Annotated in this window: 16 protein-coding genes; 9 read left to right on the top strand and 7 right to left on the bottom strand. The window is 69.7% G+C overall.

Annotation, left to right across the window (positions count from 1 at the left end):
* The first annotated feature begins 8 nt into the window (after positions 1-8).
* Positions 9-1,016 (top strand): cytochrome d ubiquinol oxidase subunit II, encoded by a 1,008-nt coding sequence (gene cydB, locus YWM_RS0102575; RefSeq protein ID WP_028849394.1) that lies wholly within the window; start codon positions 9-11, stop codon positions 1,014-1,016.
* The gene (gene cydD / locus YWM_RS0102570) at positions 1,016-4,303 is read left to right on the top strand and encodes a thiol reductant ABC exporter subunit CydD (protein WP_028849393.1); all 3,288 of its coding nucleotides are present in this window, start codon (positions 1,016-1,018) and stop codon (positions 4,301-4,303) included. Before cydB ends, cydD begins: the two co-directional genes overlap by 1 nt.
* 59 nt (positions 4,304-4,362) lie before the next feature.
* Here cydD and YWM_RS25050 read toward each other — a convergent pair whose 3' ends face one another.
* Entirely contained in the window at positions 4,363-4,791 is a 429-nt protein-coding gene (locus tag YWM_RS25050; RefSeq protein WP_028849392.1) for a hypothetical protein, read from the bottom strand.
* A 587-nt stretch (positions 4,792-5,378) separates the two neighbouring features.
* Between YWM_RS25050 and YWM_RS21885 the strand changes: the two genes are divergently transcribed.
* The 4 genes from YWM_RS21885 to YWM_RS21875 all read left to right on the top strand — a co-directional run bounded on the left by YWM_RS21885 (position 5,379) and on the right by YWM_RS21875 (position 8,352).
* Positions 5,379-5,834, top strand: coding sequence for a MerR family transcriptional regulator (locus tag YWM_RS21885; protein ID WP_245565885.1), 456 nt, complete (start codon positions 5,379-5,381; stop codon positions 5,832-5,834).
* Entirely contained in the window at positions 5,831-6,640 is an 810-nt protein-coding gene (locus YWM_RS21880; RefSeq protein WP_052344470.1) for a DivIVA domain-containing protein, read from the top strand. Before YWM_RS21885 ends, YWM_RS21880 begins: the two co-directional genes overlap by 4 nt.
* A 174-nt stretch (positions 6,641-6,814) precedes the next feature.
* Positions 6,815-7,897: a GDSL-type esterase/lipase family protein gene (locus YWM_RS0102550; RefSeq protein ID WP_052344469.1), complete on the top strand. Its 1,083-nt coding sequence runs from the start codon at positions 6,815-6,817 to the stop codon at positions 7,895-7,897.
* Between the two features lie 92 nt (positions 7,898-7,989).
* Entirely contained in the window at positions 7,990-8,352 is a 363-nt protein-coding gene (locus YWM_RS21875; protein WP_043659129.1) for a hypothetical protein, read from the top strand.
* A gap of 90 nt (positions 8,353-8,442) precedes the next feature.
* Here YWM_RS21875 and YWM_RS0102540 read toward each other — a convergent pair whose 3' ends face one another.
* Together YWM_RS0102540 and YWM_RS0102535 are read right to left on the bottom strand one after the other, a co-directional pair.
* A complete protein-coding gene (locus YWM_RS0102540; RefSeq protein WP_028849390.1) occupies positions 8,443-8,898 on the bottom strand; it encodes an Lrp/AsnC family transcriptional regulator in 456 nt (151 codons plus the stop codon).
* Positions 8,895-10,046 (bottom strand): M24 family metallopeptidase, encoded by a 1,152-nt coding sequence (locus tag YWM_RS0102535; protein ID WP_028849389.1) that lies wholly within the window; start codon positions 10,044-10,046, stop codon positions 8,895-8,897. The genes YWM_RS0102540 and YWM_RS0102535 overlap by 4 nt, the downstream gene beginning before the upstream one ends.
* Before the next feature lie 65 nt (positions 10,047-10,111).
* On the opposite strand from YWM_RS0102535, the gene YWM_RS0102530 reads away from it, so the two are divergent.
* From YWM_RS0102530 to YWM_RS0102520, 3 genes are read left to right on the top strand one after another with little or no spacing between them, the layout of a single operon-like run.
* Positions 10,112-11,092: a 5'-3' exonuclease gene (locus tag YWM_RS0102530; RefSeq protein WP_028849388.1), complete on the top strand. Its 981-nt coding sequence runs from the start codon at positions 10,112-10,114 to the stop codon at positions 11,090-11,092.
* Entirely contained in the window at positions 11,082-11,852 is a 771-nt protein-coding gene (locus YWM_RS0102525) for a HipA family kinase (RefSeq protein ID WP_028849387.1), read from the top strand. The genes YWM_RS0102530 and YWM_RS0102525 overlap by 11 nt, the downstream gene beginning before the upstream one ends.
* Complete coding sequence (locus YWM_RS0102520; RefSeq protein WP_028849386.1) at positions 11,849-12,229, top strand: DUF3037 domain-containing protein; 381 nt, start codon at positions 11,849-11,851, stop codon at positions 12,227-12,229. The genes YWM_RS0102525 and YWM_RS0102520 overlap by 4 nt, the downstream gene beginning before the upstream one ends.
* A gap of 282 nt (positions 12,230-12,511) precedes the next feature.
* Here the strand turns inward: YWM_RS0102520 and YWM_RS0102515 are convergent, their stop codons facing one another.
* From YWM_RS0102515 to YWM_RS0102500, 4 genes are all read right to left on the bottom strand, one after another.
* The gene (locus YWM_RS0102515) at positions 12,512-12,922 is read right to left on the bottom strand and encodes a DUF4333 domain-containing protein (protein ID WP_156914590.1); all 411 of its coding nucleotides are present in this window, start codon (positions 12,920-12,922) and stop codon (positions 12,512-12,514) included.
* Positions 12,923-12,973: 51 nt separating this feature from the next.
* On the bottom strand, positions 12,974-14,185 hold the full coding sequence (locus tag YWM_RS0102510; protein WP_028849384.1) for a GNAT family N-acetyltransferase: 1,212 nt from the start codon (positions 14,183-14,185) through the stop codon (positions 12,974-12,976).
* 55 nt (positions 14,186-14,240) lie between these two features.
* The gene (locus YWM_RS21870; RefSeq protein WP_043659127.1) at positions 14,241-14,858 is read right to left on the bottom strand and encodes a DUF4333 domain-containing protein; all 618 of its coding nucleotides are present in this window, start codon (positions 14,856-14,858) and stop codon (positions 14,241-14,243) included.
* A 100-nt stretch (positions 14,859-14,958) separates the two neighbouring features.
* Positions 14,959-17,709 carry a DEAD/DEAH box helicase gene (locus YWM_RS0102500; RefSeq protein WP_211232421.1) on the bottom strand — a complete coding sequence of 917 codons (2,751 nt, stop codon included), beginning with the start codon at positions 17,707-17,709 and terminating at the stop codon, positions 14,959-14,961.
* Between the last annotated feature and the right edge of the window lie 203 nt (positions 17,710-17,912).

Below are 17,912 nucleotides of genomic sequence, written 5' to 3'. Positions count from 1 at the left end.
AGGCTGCCATGGACCTGGCCACCCTGTGGTTCGTGATCATCGCCGTGCTGTGGCTCGGCTACCTGTTTCTGGAAGGCTTCGACTTCGGCGTCGGCATGCTGCTGCGGGTGCTCGGCCGCACCGACACCGAAAGACGGGTACTGATCAACACGATCGGCCCGGTGTGGGACGGCAACGAGGTGTGGCTGCTGGTCGCGGGCGGCGCCACGTTCGCCGCGTTCCCGGCGTGGTACGCGTCGCTGTTCTCCACCGCCTACATCCCGCTGTTGATTTTCCTGCTCGCGCTGATCGGTCGCGGCGTGATGTTCGAGTACCGCGGCAAGGTCGACTCGGATCGCTGGCGCAACACGTGGGACTGGATCCTCGTCGTCTGTTCGTGGGTCGCCACGTTCGGAGTGGGCGCCGTCCTGGTGACCAACGTGTTCGGCCTGCCCATCGACGAGGCGGGCAACCGGGTCGGTGGGCCGCTGGCGATGCTCGACTGGCACTCGGTGCTCGGCGGCCTGGCGGTGGCCGGTTACGCATTGATCCACGGCGCGGTGTTCATCGCGTTGAAGACCGAGGGCGACATCCGGGCGCGGGCTCGGCGGCTGGCGCTGCGGGTCGGGCCGTTCGCCGCGGCGCCGCTGGTGGCGCTGTTGCTGCTGGTCGGTGCCCGTGAAGGCAGCACGTTCGGATGGGCCGCCACGACGATCGCGCTGGCGGCGGCGGTGCTCGCGTGGCTGCGGCTGGCCCGTTGGCAGGAAGGGCAGGCGTTCGCGTTGCTCGGGCTGGCCGTGATCGGGACGGTGGTCGCGTTGTTCGCCGCGCTGCACCCGCACGTGGTTCCGTCGACCGTGGACCCGGCCTTCTCGCTGACCATCGCCGAAGCGGCCAGCAGCCCGTACACGCTCGAGGTGATGAGCTGGGTGGCGCTGTTCGGCACCCCGGCTGTGCTGATCTACCAAGGCTGGACCTACTGGGTGTTCCGGCAGCGGATCGCCGTGCACCACATGCCGCCGGTGCAGGTGCCGTGATGCTGCACCGAAATCCGCGGGCGCGGCGGGAGCGTGGCCCGTTGGGCGCGCTGCCCGCCTTGTCCGGTACCGCTCGGCGGGCGCTGGCGATCCTGGCCGTCTTGTCGCTGGCGTCCGCCGGGCTCCTGGTCGCGCAGGGTTTCCTGCTGGCCGATGTGCTGGCCACCATCGTGCAGCGGCAGCCGGTGTCGGCGACAGTGTGGTGGCTGCTGGCCGGGGCGACGGCAGGGCGTGCGGTCGTCGCATGGGCGCACCGCACGGTGGCCGCCCGGGCATCCGCAGGCACGAAACAGGAGTTGCGTTCTCGGCTGGTCACCCGCGCGCTCGCACTCGGCCCGGAGTGGATCGCCCAGCGGGGCACGAGCCAACTGGCGGTGGTGGCGGCCGACGGGCTGAACGCGCTCGACAAGTACTTCACCGAGTACTTGCCCGCGCTGGTCACCGCCGCCGTGGTCCCGGCCGTGGTGGGCGGCGCGGTGCTCATGGTGGATTGGCCGTCCGCGCTGATCCTCGTCCTGACCGTTCCCCTGTTGCCGGTGTTCGGCGCACTCGTCGGGATGCACACGGCCGAGCGCACGAAAGCGTCGATGGACGCCACCGAGCGCCAGTCCGGCCAGTTGCGTGAGCTGGTCCGGGCACTGCCCGTGCTGAGCGCGTTCGGCCAGGCGAAGGCTCAGGGGGTCGCGATCGGCAGGATCGGCGAACGACACCGTCAGGCAGGGATGTCCACCCTGCGGCTGGCGTTCTCGTCGTCGTTCGTGCTGGAACTCGCGGCGATGCTGTCCGTCGCGCTGATCGCGGTGGTGATCGGTGTCCGGCTGGTCAACGGGGATCTGGACCTGTCGGTCGGGCTCGCCGTGCTCATCGTCGCACCGGAGTGCTACCAGCCACTACGGGCCGTGGGCGCGGCATTCCACGCCAGCGCCGACGGGACGGAAGCGGTGCGGCGAGTGGCCGAGGTCCTGACGCAGGAGCCTGCGCTGACCGGCCGGGAGGGCTTCACCGATCCTGGTGCGGTGATCGAGGTCGACGGCCTCCGGGTGCGACGGCGTGGCCGGTTCTCCCCCGACGGCGAGTCGTTCCGCGCAGTGCCTGGGCAGATCACGTGGCTCGATGCGCCGAGCGGTGGCGGGAAATCGACCATGTTCGCGGTGCTGCTGGGGTTCGCCCAGCCCTCGGCGGGCTCGGTCACGGTGGACGGCCGCCCGCTGCAGGATCTCGCTCCCGAGCAGTGGCGGCGAGCCGTGGCTTGGGTCCCGCAGTTCCCGGTTTTCACCGAAGCAACCGTGCACGCCGAGCTCCGTCGTGCGGCCGAGGACCACGACCGTGATCCGTCGGAGGCCGACATAGAACGGGTCGCCGCAGCGCTGGGTTGCGCCGACCTGCTCGACCGGGCACCGGACACGCTGTCACTCGGACAACGGCAGCGGGTGGCGGTGGCCCGCGCTTTGCTCCGGGTGCGGCTCGGCGCGCGGGTGTTGCTGCTCGACGAGCCGACGGCTCATCTCGATCCGGCGAACGCCGGCCGGGTCATGACCGAGGTCAGGGCGGCCGCGGACGACGGAGCGACCGTCATCATCGCGGCTCACGATCGCGCCACCGCCGCCGATCCCGACAAGCTCGATGCTCCGCAGGCCACGGAACAACGACCAGCCACCGCGTCGCGAGCCGGCCGGCTGCTGCCGCTGCGCGACGTTTTCCATCGCAAGCTGGTGACCGGAACGCTCTACGGTGCACTCGCCCTGCTGTCGGCGATCGGGCTGACCACCGTCTCCGCATGGCTGATCGCCAAGGCCGCCGACCAGCCGCCGATTCTCACGCTGACCGTGGCCATCGTCGGGGTGCGCACGTTCGGCCTGGCGCGTGCGGCGCTGCGTTACGTCGAGCGACTCGCGGTGCACGATGCCGCCTTCGCCGTGGCCAACCGATTGCGGCAGCGGTTCTGGAATGCCCTGGTCCGCATCGGTCCGGCGCGGGCGGCGAAAATGAGCGCGCGGGCCGCCGAGGACGTCGATCAGATCCGCGATCTGCTCCCCCGCGTCGTGACGCCTCCCGCGGTGGCGATGGTCGTGATCGCCACGGCGGTCGTCGTCGAGTGGGTGTTGCTTCCCTCGGCCGGTGTGGTGCTCGCGGCGCTGGCGATCGTCGGCGCATTCGTGGCGGTGCTCGCGCAGTGGTACGCCGACCGTCGCGCCACCATTCTGCAAGCCAACGCGCAACGAGACGTGCACCACCGTGTGCTGGCGCTCCTGGACGGCGCAGCCGAACTCATGGCATTCGGTCGCCTGCGTCGGCATCATGCCGCGCTGACGGCCGCCGACGAACGACTCACGCAGCTTGGCCGGAGGGCTGCGCTGGCCGACGGGCTGGCGACGGCCGTGGTCACGGCGGCAACCGGGGTCGCGTCTGTACTGTGCTCGTGGTTCGCAGCCGGAGCGGTGAGCGCAGGTCAGCTGGATCCGCTGCTCGCGGTGCCGATCGGGCTGATCCCGCTGGCGCTCGTCGAAGCGATGGCGTTGCTGCCTCCGGTGGCGGTGCATGCACCGGTGCTGCAGGCGGCCCGGCGGCGACTGGCGGACCTGTTCGGCCACGAGCCTGCCCGGGCGCCGGTCGTCAGCCGTGACGGGTCGATCGAGTTCCGTGCCGCCGACTTCCGGTGGCCGGAGTCGGCCGCGCCCGTGCTCCGCGACGTCGACCTGCACATCGCACCCGGCACGCACGTCGCGGTCGTCGGACGCTCGGGTGCCGGAAAGTCCACGCTGGTCGCGGCACTGGCCGGATTCCTGTCAGCTGAGCACGGCACGGCGATCGTCCCGGGCTCGGTGGCGTTGGCGCCGCAAGACCCGCAGCTGATCTCGGCATCGGTCGCGGAGAACCTGCGCCTGGGCGATCCGCGGGCCGACGACGAGCAGCTCGCCGCCGCATTGCGCGCGGCTCAGCTGCCCGAACTGGCCGACCAGTTGGACATCGTGCTGGGCAGCGCAGGGGCTGGACTGTCGGGCGGACAAGCCCGGCGGCTGTCCGTCGCCCGGGCGTTGTTGGCCGCCCTGCGTCCCGCGGGGCCACGGGTCGTGCTTCTCGACGAGCCGACCGCGCACCTGGATCGCCCCACCGCGGCGGCCATGCTCGATCGACTGCGCGTGATGCTCCGCGGCCACACCGTGATTCACGTGACGCATCGGCCGGACGAGGCGGCTGCGGCCGACGTGATCCTGGAAGTCCGAGACGGCCGGGTACGGCCCGCCGCGAATCCCGTCGTGGGGCGATCCGAACCGGCGATCGCCTGACACCGCGACGGGACACCCAGCGGGCCCACACGGCCGCTCTGCTCGGATGTGGGCCGCCGTCAGGAGGCTTTCGCGGCCTCCGGCGCCGCGGTGATCTCCCGCGGCACCGTCTTGCCGTCGATCACGGTCGCCGCCGTCGGCTTCGGCGTGGTCACGTCCTCGTAGAGGCGTCGCCGCTTCTTGTCCTTCGGCGGCACCCTGCCGTTGGCGATCTCGCGTAAGTCACTCACGGCCGGGGCGAGCAACAATCCTGCGGTGGTGAGACATCCCCGCGCCGCCCGCAGGTCACGGACCAGCTCCTCGCCGATGTCTGCGTGTCCGGCACGAGCGACCGCCGCCGGTGATCGCTCGGCCAGCGCGTCGACCAGGCCGGTCAGCGCCGTGGCCACCTTCTGCACACCTTCGGCGACGGTGCGGAGGTGGTCGATGTCGGACGTTCGCGTCAATTCCTTGGCCGCGCGCCCGATCGCGCGGTGCACATGGTGCATGGCGTCATCCGAGGTATCCGGTGTCGGTGAAGCGACTGTGCTGCTCAACGTCGTCAACTCCCCAGCCCCAGGTGCGCGGAGAGCGCCCGCGTTCGGTCGGCAACGCTGCCGGGCCGTCGCTCATCGGCCGTGTCGTCACCACGGTCAGCATCGTCGGGCATCACGGTAGGCCGGACGCTGCCGAAGCCATGGTGCGTGAATCCACCGGGTGGATCCGTACGCATCACCATCGGCACGATCCTCCTTGCTCTACGTGAGACAGCCGTACCAAGGCCGTCAACCAGTGAACCTGGAAGAAAGCTTTTTTGTTCCCGCGACTGAAGATCTTGTGGAGTTCGCCACGAAGACTCCGCGCACAATCGGCCGTACGACGGCCACTGACAAGGGGAGGGACGCGGCAAAGCAGACACATCTGGCGCGCTGCGGCGGCCGTTCAACCCAGACATTCATCAATCTCACCGCCGGAGTCCACAGGTACCGTGACCCGCTGACTCTCAGATTTTTACATCAGATACTATAGACTTCTGTCAAGGATGGGCGACACTAGGCTGGAGCGCGGAGCCGAAGGTTCGAGAGGAAGGGACAAGGTGTCTGAGCTTTCCAAGCTCGACGATCCGGACTACCCGGCCTACACGATCGGCCAGGCCGCTGAGCTGCTGAGCGTCCAGCAGGCCTTCCTGCGCAGCTTGGACACCGCCGACGTGGTCTCCCCGTACCGGTCCGCGGGTGGGCATCGACGCTACTCGCGCCGGCAGCTGGAGCTGGTGTCCCGGCTTCGCGAACAGCTCGACAACGGACACACGCTGTCCGCCGCGTCGCACATCCTCGACCTGGAGAACGAACTGGCCGCCACGCGGGACGACCTCGCGGAAGCGAGAAGTGACCTGCAGGCCGCGCGGCAGGAGATCTCCGACCTGCGCGCGCAGCTCGCCCGCGTGACCGGGCAAGCCGGCCAGGAGTCCGGCGGCGAAGCGTCCGCCGGCAGTGAGGATGCGGCCGAACACCGGCCGGACGACGAGGAAGAGGAGGAGGGACGGCGGTGACGACGCCCGAGGCGAACACCGAAGTTGTTCCGTTGCAGACGGACTTCGACGTGGTGTGGCGCGGTTTCGACCGGGAACAGGTGCGTCATTACGTGGCCGCGGTTGAGCAGGAACTGCGCATGCTCACCATCGACCGGGATGCCGCGTTGACCAGGGCGGACTCACTGGCAGACCGACTGAACGAGGCACAGGCCGAGATCCGTGCGCTGAACGAGAAGGTCGACCGGATCTCCCGGGAACCGCTGTCGCCGGACGCGTTGACCGAGCGTCTGCGGCGGATGGTGGAGCTGGCTCAGGAGGAAGCCAAGGAGATCACCGAGCGCGCGCAGGCGGCCGCACAGCAGGGCTGGGACACCGCGCGATCGGCGGAGGAACTGATGCACCGCGCGCGGAAGCGGGCCGGCGAGCTGATCAGCGAGGCCGAGCAGCGCCGTCGCGAGTTGGACGAGCAGGCGGCCGAGCTGCGTAAGCAGATGGACGAGGACTTCCGTATCGCACTGAACAAGCGACGCAACGAAGCCGTCCGCGAGATCGCCGAGGAGAAGGCGGCGGCACGGGCCGAGGCGGAGCGCCTGGTGCAGGAGGCGGCCGAACAGAGCCGCAAGATGGTGTCCGAGGCCGAGCGTCGGGTCGCCGAGCTGGAGGAGCGGCGCGCCCAGGTGAGCATGATGCTGGGCGAGACGATGCGCCTGCTCGACAAGGCCGATGCGTTGATGCGTCCGCAGAGCGACGAACCGGAGACCGAGGTGCACGTTCCGGCCATGCGGCAGGAAGAGTCCGTGGAGGAAAGTGTCGCCGCTGCGTGACGACTGGGCAGCCGCTGCCTGACGACTGCGTCGCCACGTGACGACCGGACAACCGCACACCAAGGGCTGCCCGGGCTCGGCGCCGCGACCGCGAAGTCCCTTCCTCTTCAGCGTCGCCGCTGAACGCCCCGGCAGCCCGTCGGACAGGCCGGCCGGCTGCGTAAGATTCCGGCAATGCCCGATACGCCCGCGCCACGTCGTCGCCGCGTCCGCTGGTGGCACACCGCCCTGGCGCTCGTGCTGCTCGCCGTCATCCTTGCCGCGGTGTTCTTCCTGCCCGGCGAAGAGCCGGCCCAGCAGCGCAGGCAAGGCCCTCCCGGCACCGGGCCGCTGACCATCGTCAGCATCGGCGACAGCACCCTGTCCGGGGAAGGCACGGGCACCTACACGCCGGACACCGACGGGCGCGGCGGGAACTGGTGCCACCGCTCCCCCGACGCCACCATCCACCACACCGACCTGCCCGGTGTCCGCCGCAAGATCAACCTCGCCTGCTCCGGCGCCAACACCGAGCACGTGCGGCTGACCAAAGCCCGCAAATACACCGAAGGCTCCCAAGCCGCGCAGCTACGCGAGATCGCCAAGACGCACCGTGTGGCCGCGGTCGTCGTCGCGATCGGCGCGAACGACGATCCCCGCTTCTCCGCGCGACTGACCGAATGTGCCAAGGCCTACTGGGGAACGACGCCGTGCACGGAGGCCATGGCACGCGACTGGCCGCAGATCATCGACCGCATGCGCCCGAAGGTGGTCCAGGCCCTCGACGACATCCGCACCGTGCTCGCCGAAGCCGGCTACCGGCGGGGCGACTACCAGCTTGTGCTGCAGTCCTATCCGTCGCCGGTCAGCCCGGACATCCCGGAATCACTGCGCTCGCTGGACGGCTGCCCGTTCCGCGTCAGCGACCTGAAGTGGATCCACACCACCGGCGTACGCGAACTGAGCGAGGGCCTGCGGCAGGCGGCCGAGGAAGCAGGAGCGCGGTTTCTGGACCTCTCACGCGCCGGGGAAGGCCACGAAGCCTGCACCGGCGGGGACGACCCGTCGTCCGAATGGTTTACCCGGCTGACCGTGCGCTGGGATGATCTTCGCGATGAAGTTCGCGCCAGCCACGCCACCCAGGAGTCCTACCACGCCAACAAGGAAGGACACCGGCAGATCGGACAGTGCCTGACGGAATTCCTGGCCATGCCGGAACCCCGTGCGGCCTGCCTTGCCGGGCCGGACGGCACCTTGCACGCTGCACCATCCGAGTGAGCTACCTCCCCCGTGGTGGGCAGGGCACGTCACCGACCACTCCGGCCGCCGTCTCCTGGCCAGCCGCCACCACCGATCGCCCGGAGCCCGCCATGAACCTGTCCCGCCGGCCGTTCGACGATCTTTCCCGCCTGCACGAACAGCTGCGGCTGCTGGTCCCGGTGCTGACCGTGGCCGAACAGCACCCGGACATCGACCTGCTGCTCAGCAGGCTCGGCGACACGGCAGCGAGGATCGAGCCGTTGCTGGCCGCCGCGGAACCGTTCGCGTTGCAGGCCGTGCGCGCCGGCCTCAAGCACGCCACGGCGGCGGAGCACAACGAGGCGCGCAGCGAGTTCCTGGCCGCGTTCCACCGCTTGAGCGTGCTGTTGCAGACGGGGAACCCGCGCAGACGCTCGGCCGCGGACGAGCCGACCAAACGGTGGCGGCCGATCGAGCCCCCGCGCACCGACTAGAACGCGTCGGCGTAAGGCATCGCAACCGTCGGCGCGCACCGGCCAGTCCGCACCCAGCCTCCGCACACCATCTCGCGCCCGCAGTGCGGGCTAGATCGCGGCGGGCCGCCCCTCGAACGGCGTCGACAGCACCACGGTCGTCCGGGTGGACACCTTGGCCGCCTCCCGGATCCGGCGCAGCAAGTCCTCCAGCCCGGCCGGTGAGGCGACCCTGGCCAGTAACACGTACGACTCCTCGCCCGCCACCGAGTAGCAGGACTCGATCTCCCTGATGTGCTCGATGCGCTGCGGATAGTCGTCCGGCGCCGCCGGGTCGTTCGGCGTCAACGAGATCAACGCCGTCAGCGGCAGTCCGATCTGCTCTCCGTCCAGGCGAGCGGTGTAGCCGGTGATCACGCCGCGCTGCTCCAGCCGCCGGACCCGCTGATGCACGGCGGACACCGACAGTCCGACCCGCTCGGCGAGATCGGTGAAGCTGCACCGCCCGTTGGCGTTGAGTTCCCTGGCGATGGCTTGGTCGATCGGTTCGAGAGGGGATGCTGTCATGGCTCGACCACCAGCAGTTCGTGCGGACGTCGGTTGAGCTGCTCCACGCCGTCCTCCGTCACCACGACGATGTCCTCGATCCGAGCGCCCCAGCGGCCACGGTGGTAGATACCCGGCTCGACGCTGAACGCCATGCCCGGCTCCAGCTCGAGATCGTTGTCGCTTTGAATGTAGGGCTCCTCGTGCACGTCCAGACCAATTCCGTGTCCCGTGCGGTGGATGAAGTGCTCACCGAAGCCTGCCTCGGTGATCGGCTTGCGCGCCGCCGCGTCGATCTCCGCCGCGGTCGCCCCCGGCCGGATCGCGTCCACTGCCGCCCGTTGCGCTGCCTGCAACACCGCATAGGTGTCACGCACGTCCGGCTCCGCGGGTTCACCGAGGCTGTAGGTGCGCGTGCTGTCGGAGTTGTACCCGTTCGGCAGCGGGCCTCCGATGTCGACCACCACGACGTCGCCCTCCTGCAGTACGCGGGACGAGACGTCGTGGTGCGGGCTCGCCCCGTTCGGACCGGAGCCGACGATGACGAAGTCCGCCGCCAGGTGGCCTTCCTCCACGATGAGCTGCTCGAGGTCCTCACCCACCTCGGCCTCGCTGCGGCCCGCCCGCAGCAACGGCGGGACCTGAGCGTGCACGCGGTCGATCGCCTCGGCGGCGGCGCGCAGCGCGGCGACCTCCTCGGCGTCCTTGCGCATCCGCAGCTGTCGCAACACGGGTCCGGCGAGCACCTGTTCCGCGGACAGTGCGCCGCGCAGGCCGAGCACGTGCAGCGCGATCATCGCGTCGCTGACGGCCACCCGTCCGGGCTTGCCCTTGCGTCCGGCCAGCTCACCGACGATGGCGTACGGGTCCTGCCCGTCCACCCAGGTGACCACTTCGACGCCGAGGTCGTCGAGCGGGACGTCGTCGAATCCCGGAGCTTCCAGCTTGGGCAGCACCAGCGCGGGCGGAGCGTCGTCGGCCGGTACCACCAGGGTCGTCAGCCTCTCGAACGAACCGCCCGCCTGGCCGAGCAGGTACTTCAGATCCGAACCCGGCGAGATCAACAGAGCGTCGGTGCCCGCATCGGCTGCGGCGGTGCGCGCCTTGTCCAGGCGAGCGCGCAGCGTGGCGGGAGCGGGAGCCGGAGTGTGCAGTGAGCGCCTCGACATGCCTCGAGCGTACTTCGCGCCGGATTTCCGGCTGGTTCCAGGCGAGGTGTGGCAGGCTCGCATCCATGAGCGCTCCCCTCGCCCTGCTGGACGCGGCCGGGTTGTACTTCCGGGCCTTCTACGCGTTGCCGGAATCGTTGCGAGCACCCGACGGCACGCCGGTCAACGCGGTGCGCGGGTTCACCGACACGGTTGCCCGCATCATCACCGACCGGCGCCCGTCACGGTTGGTGGTGTGTCTCGACGCCGACTGGCGACCACAGTTCCGGGTGGATCTGATCCCCAGTTACAAGGCGCACCGCGTGGCGGAAGAACCCGATCCGGTGTTGCTGGCCGCCGGGCTCGGGCAGGCCACCGAGGAGGTGCCCGACACGCTCAGCCCTCAGGTGCCGATCATCATCGAGCTGATGCACGCGTTCGGGTTGTGTGTGGCCCAGGCCGACGGCTTCGAAGCGGATGACGTGATCGGCACGTTGGCCGCGCGCGAGGACGACGACCCGGTGGAGGTCGTCACCGGTGACCGGGACCTGTTCCAACTCGTGCGTGACGAGCCCACCCCGACACGGGTGATCTATGTCGGCAAGGGCTGGGCGAAGGCGGAGGTCCTCGGGCCGGAGGACGTGGCGCAACGCTATGGCGTGCCCGTCGAGCGCGCCGGCGCGGGATACGCCGAGATGGCCGTGCTGCGTGGAGATCCGTCCGACGGTCTGCCCGGGGTGGCAGGCATCGGCGAGAAAACCGCGGCCAAACTGATCAGCCAGTTCGGCTCACTGGACGCCGTGGTACGCGCGGCCCACGCCGACGACCCGGCGATGCCGAAGCGAGCGAAGTCCTCCATCGTCGCGGCCGCGGAATATTTGGTCGCCGCGCCCCAGGTCGTGCGGGTAGCCTCCGACGCGCCGGTCGAAGCCTCCGGCCCGGACGCGGTTCCGGCTGTGCCGGCCGATCCGGAGCGCATCGGCGAGCTGTCGGAGAAGTGGAATCTGGGCCAGTCGACCAAGAGGTTGCTGGCGGCGCTGGAAGAGGTAGGCGCCGGTGGCGCTTGAGGAAGTGACCGCGACCGCGTACTTGACCCCGTTCCGCGAGGGCGGGTCGATGCCGGGGTTGATGGAAACCGATGACGACGGCACCTATGTGGTGAAGTTCCGTGGCGCGGGCCAGGGGGCGAAGGTACTGGTCTCCGAGGTGATCGCGGCCCGGTTGGCGCACACGCTGGGGCTGCCGGTTCCGCGCATCGTGGCGGTGCATCTGGACGCGGCGATGGCCGCCAGCGAACCGGATCCGGACATCCAGGACCTGCTCAAGGCCAGTGGTGGTCTCAATCTGGGGGTCGACTTCCTGCCCGGCGCGGTCGACTACGACCCCGGTGGCTTCCGCACCGATCCCGCACTGGCCGGCCGGGTGCTGTGGTTCGACGCGCTGATCGGCAATGTCGACCGCACGCGCCGCAACCCCAATCTGCTGCGGTGGCACGGCGAGTTGTACTTGATCGACCATGGTTCGTCGTTGACGTTCCACTACAACTGGCCATCCATGGACAAGCACGCCGAGCGGCCGTTCAATCCGGACGGGTATGTGCTGCTGAACGACGAGGATGAGCCTGCGCCCGACGTGGCCGCCGCCGACGCCGAGCTGGCACCGCTGCTGACCGAGGAGGCGGTGCGGGCCGCGGTGGACGACGTGCCGGACGAGTGGTTGTACGAGCCGGGCGCAGGCCCGGCCGAGCTGCGCGAGCGATACGTGCGGTTCTTCGGCCAGCGGCTGGCGGCCCGGGAGAAGTGGGTCACGGAGCTGATTTCCCGGTGAACCGTCATCCGTTCGTCTACGCACTGCTGCGAGCCGTGCCGCGCGTCGACCGGGGCGAGGCCATCAACGTCGGCGCGGTGCTCTACTGCAAACCACTGCGTTTTCTCGGCTGCCGTACTGCATTGGACGCCGAACGCCTGCGCGCGCTCGATCCGGCTGTCGACGTCACGGAGGTCGAGCGTGCGCTGCGAGCGGTGGAGAAGGCGTGCGACGGCAGCGCGGGCGGGCTCAGCGACGACATCGGCAAGCGGTTCCACTGGCTGACCGCGCCCCGCTCGACCGTGGTCCAGCCAGGGCCGGTGCACACCGGGGTCACCGCCGACCCGGCCGCCGAGCTGGATCGGCTGGTCCGCCGCCTGGTGCTTCCACCGAAATAGGTCCACCACAGCACAGCGTCACGGCCACGCACCGAGCTCGTCCACCGCCTGACACGCCGAGCCACGTCACGCACGGCCGTCGCTGTCCGCGAACCGCCCGGCCGCCTCGCCGGCTACTCGCGCCGCAGGTCGTTCCGGCCGGGCGACCCACAGTTCGGTAAAGCCGGCCCGACGCTCTGGTCGACGTCGGGCCGGCTCCACTTTCGACGCATCACAGGTGGTGCACCCGTCGATCGCCCACCCGGTGTCGCGAGTAGCAACCTTCTGGCCGTCACCTCACCGTCAGCGTGGGGCCCCGACCCGATAGTCGCCGTCGTCGCTGGTCACCGTGATCGGAACCTTCTTCTGCTCCCCGTCGATGGTGGCGGTGCAGCTGAACTTCACGCCCTCCTCCACCGGCTTGCGCGGCGGGCAGATCACCGTCCCGAGGTTCTCCACCTGGTGGTACTCGGTGAGGATCTGATGCACCGCATCCTGCATCGCCGCGTGATCGAACTGGCGCGGCGCCGGTTCGAACGACGTGGCCGGCGTCGGCGGCGCCGGGCTCATCGCACTGGACGGGCTTGCGCTCGTGCTCGTCGGTGGAGCGGGATCCGATTCCGCGCCCGGGTCCTGCTGCTGCTGCTCACAGCCCGCCGCGAGCAGCGCCGCCACCATGGCCAGTCCAGCACCGCATATGCCCCCGAACTTCACCAGCGCTCCTTTCGTGGCCTGCGCGAGGGCAGACTACTGCAGAGTAGAGCGCTAGAAGAAAGTCCCGCACCACGGAATGTGCTCGGCCGCGAACACCTCGTCGGCAGCCGCGAGGGACTTCGGGTCGGCCACCTCGATCCGGCCGGCGCGCGCCAGGGCCGATGCCCGCCATCCACCGAGGTAGAGCATCGCCAACACCTCGGCGTCCATCGACAGGCCCGCGGGCGCGTCGGTGCGCTCGACGCCTTCGGCAGACACGTGGTACCGGCCGTTGTTCTCCGGAAGGACCTTGTCGACGACCTCGATCACCACGCTGCTGCCCGGCGTGTACTTGCGCGCCTGCAAGCCCGCCTGCACATCGATCAGCCGTACCCACACCTCGTCGCCGATACCCTGCGTGGTGCAGGCCCGCGAGTCCACCAGCATCGGCTCGACCGGCTCGTCCAGCGGACGTGCCCACGCCTTCGCCTTGTCGACCAGGTCCACGCCCAGCAGGTGCTGCCACAGCGCGCGGAACGCCTCGTCCGTGCCCACCATCAGGTCGGTGACGTGCAGCACCGCGTCGCCGTCCTCCGGCCACGGGTTGCTCACCTGGTACGCCGCGAAGCCTTCCACGCCGTCCTCGCCGTGGTAGACCGCGACGCGCACCGGCGCCTGCGGTCGGTCGGAGAACACACCCTCCCAGGTCGCCCACAGATACGACGGTCGCTGGATCATGCCGACGCGTTGGGTTTCGAAACGCCGGTAGACCTCCGGCAGCACCCGCGTGGCCTCGGAAAGCTCGAGAAACTCGACCCGCCCGGCCGTGACCGGGTTCCGCACCCTGGCCCGCTTGCGGTCGATCACCAGGGTGCGTTCCTGCGTCGCCACCCCGTAACCGTGCCTGCCGTAGATGACCGCCTCACTGGCGTGCAGCGCGGCGATCGGCATGCCGCGCTCCCCAGCCTCGACCAACTGGCGACGGAGCAGGGCGCTCGCGATCCCGCGGCGCGTCCGATCGGCGCGCACACCGACCGCGGTGACCGCGGCGACAGGAACCTGCGCCCCACCAGGCACGACCATCGCCGAGTCGACCGACCGCGCTATCCCGATGACGTCGTCGCCCTCGAAGGCCGCCCACATCCGATTCGGCTGGTAGACCCTCGACGACAGCTTCGCCCACTGCTCGTCGTCGACGGGCAGCGAGTGCATCGTGCCGCGGAACATGTCAGCGGCCGCGCGGTGTTCCGATTCGTGCGCAATCCTGATCTGGTAGTCGGTCACCACCGCATGATTGCGGAACGGTCCACCGCGCGGCTACCGAATTAACGCCACCGCTTTACTGCGGTCCACCCACCCGGTACACCGGCGGATCGGCCTCCGCGTCGGTGACGGTGATCGGGATCTTCTTCTCCTGACCGTCGACCGTCGCGGTGCAGGTGAACGAGTGGTCCTGCTTGACCTCCTGGCCGTCCGGGCACTGCACGTTCTCGATCTTGTAGTTCTCGCCGAGAATCTTGACCACGCCCTCCTCGACCGCGGCCGAGTCGAACGTCTTGGTCACGAACCACCCGGGCGTGAGGAAACCGAGCACGGCGACCGCGGCGACCGCCACGACCACGACACCAAGCGTGACCCACAGCCACGTCTTGGACTTCTTCTCCTGCTGCTCGTACCCGCCGGGGTACTGGCTGTAGGCCTGGCCAGGCTGCTGCCACTGCTGCTCGTACGGCTGTTGCTGGTAGCCGCCTGGCTGCTGCTGTGGCAGTCCGCCGCTGGGCGGGTACTGCTGTTGCTGCGGTCCACTCGGTGGGTACTGCTGCTGTTGTGGACCGCTCGGTGGGTACTGCTGACCCCAGCCCCCACCCTGCTGCCCGGGGTAGCCACCCTGCTGGGGGTGTCCGCCAGGCTGCTGGCCCCACTGCTGTGGGTCATTGCCTCCATAGGGCGTGCTCATCGTGCCTCCAGTCGGACCGCATTCTGCGCAGGATCAAACCACATCGACCGTCGAGACGACTCACCGGCGGCGCCGACGGTTCCGAGCCGTAATCTTCCCGCTACACCGTCCCGGCCGCGACCACGCCGCGCCGCAACGACCGTGTCGCTTCCGCTGCGGCGGCACCGACCGGATGATCCCGCCCCAGCACGTCCCGCAGCTGCTCGAGCAGGTCGATCACCTGACGGCACCAGCGCACGAAATCTCCCGCGGAGAGTTCCTGGCCGTTGATCTCCGCCGCGGTCATGACGCTCTCCAGGCTCTCCCCGCGCGCCCAGCGGTACACCGGCCACGCGAAACCGGGGTCGGGCTCGCGGGTGCGCTCGAGCTTGTGCCGACGTTCGTCGTCGATCAGCTCCGACCACAGGCGCGCCGTCTCCCGCCACGCCGTGCTCATGGCGGACGGGATACGCGGCTCACCCGCACTGTCCCTGCGCGACTCGAACACCAGCGACGACACCACCGCGGCCAACTCCGGCGCGCCCAGGTTCGCCCACACGCCATGCCGGAGGCACTCGGCGACCAGCAGGTCGGACTCACCGTAGATGCGCGCCAGTCGGCGCCCGTGCTCGGTGACTCGCTCGCCGCGATCGGTCAGATAGCCGCGCTCGGTCAGCAGCCCACGGATCCGGTCGAACGAGCGGGCCAGCGAGTGGGTGGTCGCCGCGACCCGCTGGCGAAGCTTCTCGTTCTCCGCCGCCAGGCGCTCGTAGCGCTCCACCCAACGCAACTTCTGCTCCCGGTCGGCCATGCCGTGCACGGGGTGCGCGCGCAAGGCGCGGCGCAGGCCGGCCAGTTCCGGGTCGGAGTTCACGTCGATCTTCTTGCGCCTGCGCCCCGGTGGGGTGATCCCCTTCTCCCGCAGGGCCGACGCGATGTCGTGGCGAACCTTCGGCGAACGGGTGGCCACGTGCTTGGGCAGGCGCAGCTTGCCCAGCGGCTCCACCGGGCCGGTGAAGTCCGCGACGGACAGCGCGCCGGACCAGCGGTCCTCGGTGACCACTACCGGACGGGGGTCACGGACCGGGTCCAGGCCGGGGTCGACGACCACGGCGATGCCTGCCCGCCGACCGGACGGGACTGCGATGACGTCGCCTTTGCGCAGCTTCTCCAACGACGCGATCGTGTCGAGTCGGCGAGCGGAGCTGTTCTGCCTGGCCAGCGCCTTTTCCCTGGCGGAGATCTTGCGGCGCAGCTCGGCGTAGCTGACCAGCTGCTCGAAGTTCTCCTTGTCCCCGGCCGCCTCGGCGTAGCCGCGCAGCGCCTCGCTGTTGCGTTCGATGGTGCGGGACAAGCCGACCACGGATCGGTCCGCCTGGAACTGGGCGAACGACTGCTCGAGCAGCTCGCGGGCCTGGTCGGCACCCAAGTGGTCGACCAGGTTGACCGCCATGTTGTACCCGGGCCGGAACGACGACTTCAGCGGATACGTGCGCGTCGAGGCGAGACCGGCGACCTGCCTCGGGTCGACCCCGGGTTGCCACAGCACCACACCGTGGCCTTCCACGTCGATGCCGCGCCGCCCGGCACGCCCGGTCAGCTGGGTGTATTCCCCCGGCGTCAGGTCGACATGGGCCTCGCCGTTGTACTTGACCAGCCGTTCCAGCACCACGGTGCGAGCGGGCATGTTGATGCCCAACGCCAACGTCTCGGTGGCGAACACGACCTTGACCAAGCCGCGGACGAACAACTCCTCCACGGTTTCCTTGAACGCAGGCAGCAGGCCCGCGTGGTGGGCGGCGATGCCACGTTCCAACGCCTCGCGCCACTCCCAGAAGCCGAGCACGCTCAGATCCGACTCGGGTAGTTCGGCCGTGCGCCGGTCGATGATCTCCCTGGCCTCGGCGCGCTCCTCGTCGGTGTTCAGCCGCACACCTGCTCGCACGCACTGTTCGACCGCGGCGTCACACCCGGCGCGGGAGAAGATGAACACGATCGCGGGCAGCAGGCCGGAGCGGTCGAGCCGCTCGAGCACGTCGACGCGTGACGGCGGCCGGAACCGCGGTTGCCGCTGGTAGGAGCGCTTGCGGCCACGCGGCCCGCGGAGATGGCCGTTGCCGTAGTAGCGGCCGACTTCCTCCGTGCGGCGCAACAGGCCGGGGTTGATGCGCGGCCGATCGCCGCGGCCGTCGTCGGCGAACAAGTCGTAGAGGCGGCCACCGACCATCATGTGCTGCCAGAGCGGCACCGGCCGGTGCTCGTCGACCACGACGGTGGTGTCGCCGCGGACCGCGACCAGCCACTCGCCGAACTCCTCGGCGTTGCTCACCGTGGCCGACAGGCCTGCGATGCGCACGTGCTCGGGCAGGTGCAGGATGACTTCCTCCCACACCGCCCCGCGGAATCGGTCGGCCAGGTAGTGGATCTCGTCGAGGACGACATAGCCGAGGTCGTTGAGCGTGGACGAGCCCGCGTAGAGCATGTTGCGCAGCACCTCGGTGGTCATCACGACCACCTGGGCGCTGCCGTTGATCGACGTGTCGCCCGTCAGCAGGCCTACGGCGCTGGACCCGTAGCGTTCGACCAGGTCGGTGTACTTCTGGTTGGACAGCGCCTTGATCGGCGTGGTGTAGAAGCACTTGCGGCCTTCTGCCAACGCCAGGTGCACGGCGAACTCGCCGACCACCGTCTTGCCCGCGCCGGTGGGCGCGCAGACCAGTACGCCGTGGCCGTCCTCCAGCGCGCGGCACCCCTTGATCTGGAAGTCGTCGAATTCGAAGGCCATCTCGGCGGCGAATGCGGTGAGCTGCGGGTAGCGGGAACGCTGTTTCGCCGCCTGGTACCGCTCGGCCGGCGATGTCGTCCGGGTCATCGGGCTCTCTGCCACAGTGCCAGGGTTTCACATCGTGGGTGGAACGTGCAGGAAACCCCCGTCACACCCGCCGCGCACCGGCGCGCCGTGCGAGCGGTCGAAGCCAGGCAGGACGAGCGAGCGCCGACCACCGGGCTCGCTGCTGCCCGGCCCACTCGTGACGCAGGAAAGCCGTGCGCCGGAGCCGCGGCTGGAGGCGGAGT

The organism is Thermocrispum municipale DSM 44069 (assembly GCF_000427825.1).
Lineage (GTDB): Bacteria > Actinomycetota > Actinomycetes > Mycobacteriales > Pseudonocardiaceae > Thermocrispum > Thermocrispum municipale.
This window is presented reverse-complemented; position numbering and strand designations above follow the sequence as displayed.

Bases quoted from the DNA above. Each gene is read 5' to 3' on its own strand.
- cydB (WP_028849394.1), top strand. From the start codon at position 9: ATGGACCTGGCCACCCTGTGGTTCGTGATCATCGCCGTGCTGTGGCTC.
- cydD (WP_028849393.1), top strand. From the start codon at position 1,016: ATGCTGCACCGAAATCCGCGGGCGCGGCGGGAGCGTGGCCCGTTGGGC.
- YWM_RS25050 (WP_028849392.1), bottom strand. From the start codon at position 4,791: ATGCACCATGTGCACCGCGCGATCGGGCGCGCGGCCAAGGAATTGACG.
- YWM_RS0102550 (WP_052344469.1), top strand. From the start codon at position 6,815: ATGCCCGATACGCCCGCGCCACGTCGTCGCCGCGTCCGCTGGTGGCAC.
- YWM_RS21875 (WP_043659129.1), top strand. From the start codon at position 7,990: ATGAACCTGTCCCGCCGGCCGTTCGACGATCTTTCCCGCCTGCACGAA.
- YWM_RS0102540 (WP_028849390.1), bottom strand. From the start codon at position 8,898: ATGACAGCATCCCCTCTCGAACCGATCGACCAAGCCATCGCCAGGGAA.
- YWM_RS0102535 (WP_028849389.1), bottom strand. From the start codon at position 10,046: ATGTCGAGGCGCTCACTGCACACTCCGGCTCCCGCTCCCGCCACGCTG.
- YWM_RS0102530 (WP_028849388.1), top strand. From the start codon at position 10,112: ATGAGCGCTCCCCTCGCCCTGCTGGACGCGGCCGGGTTGTACTTCCGG.
- YWM_RS21870 (WP_043659127.1), bottom strand. From the start codon at position 14,858: ATGAGCACGCCCTATGGAGGCAATGACCCACAGCAGTGGGGCCAGCAG.
- YWM_RS0102500 (WP_211232421.1), bottom strand. From the start codon at position 17,709: ATGACCCGGACGACATCGCCGGCCGAGCGGTACCAGGCGGCGAAACAG.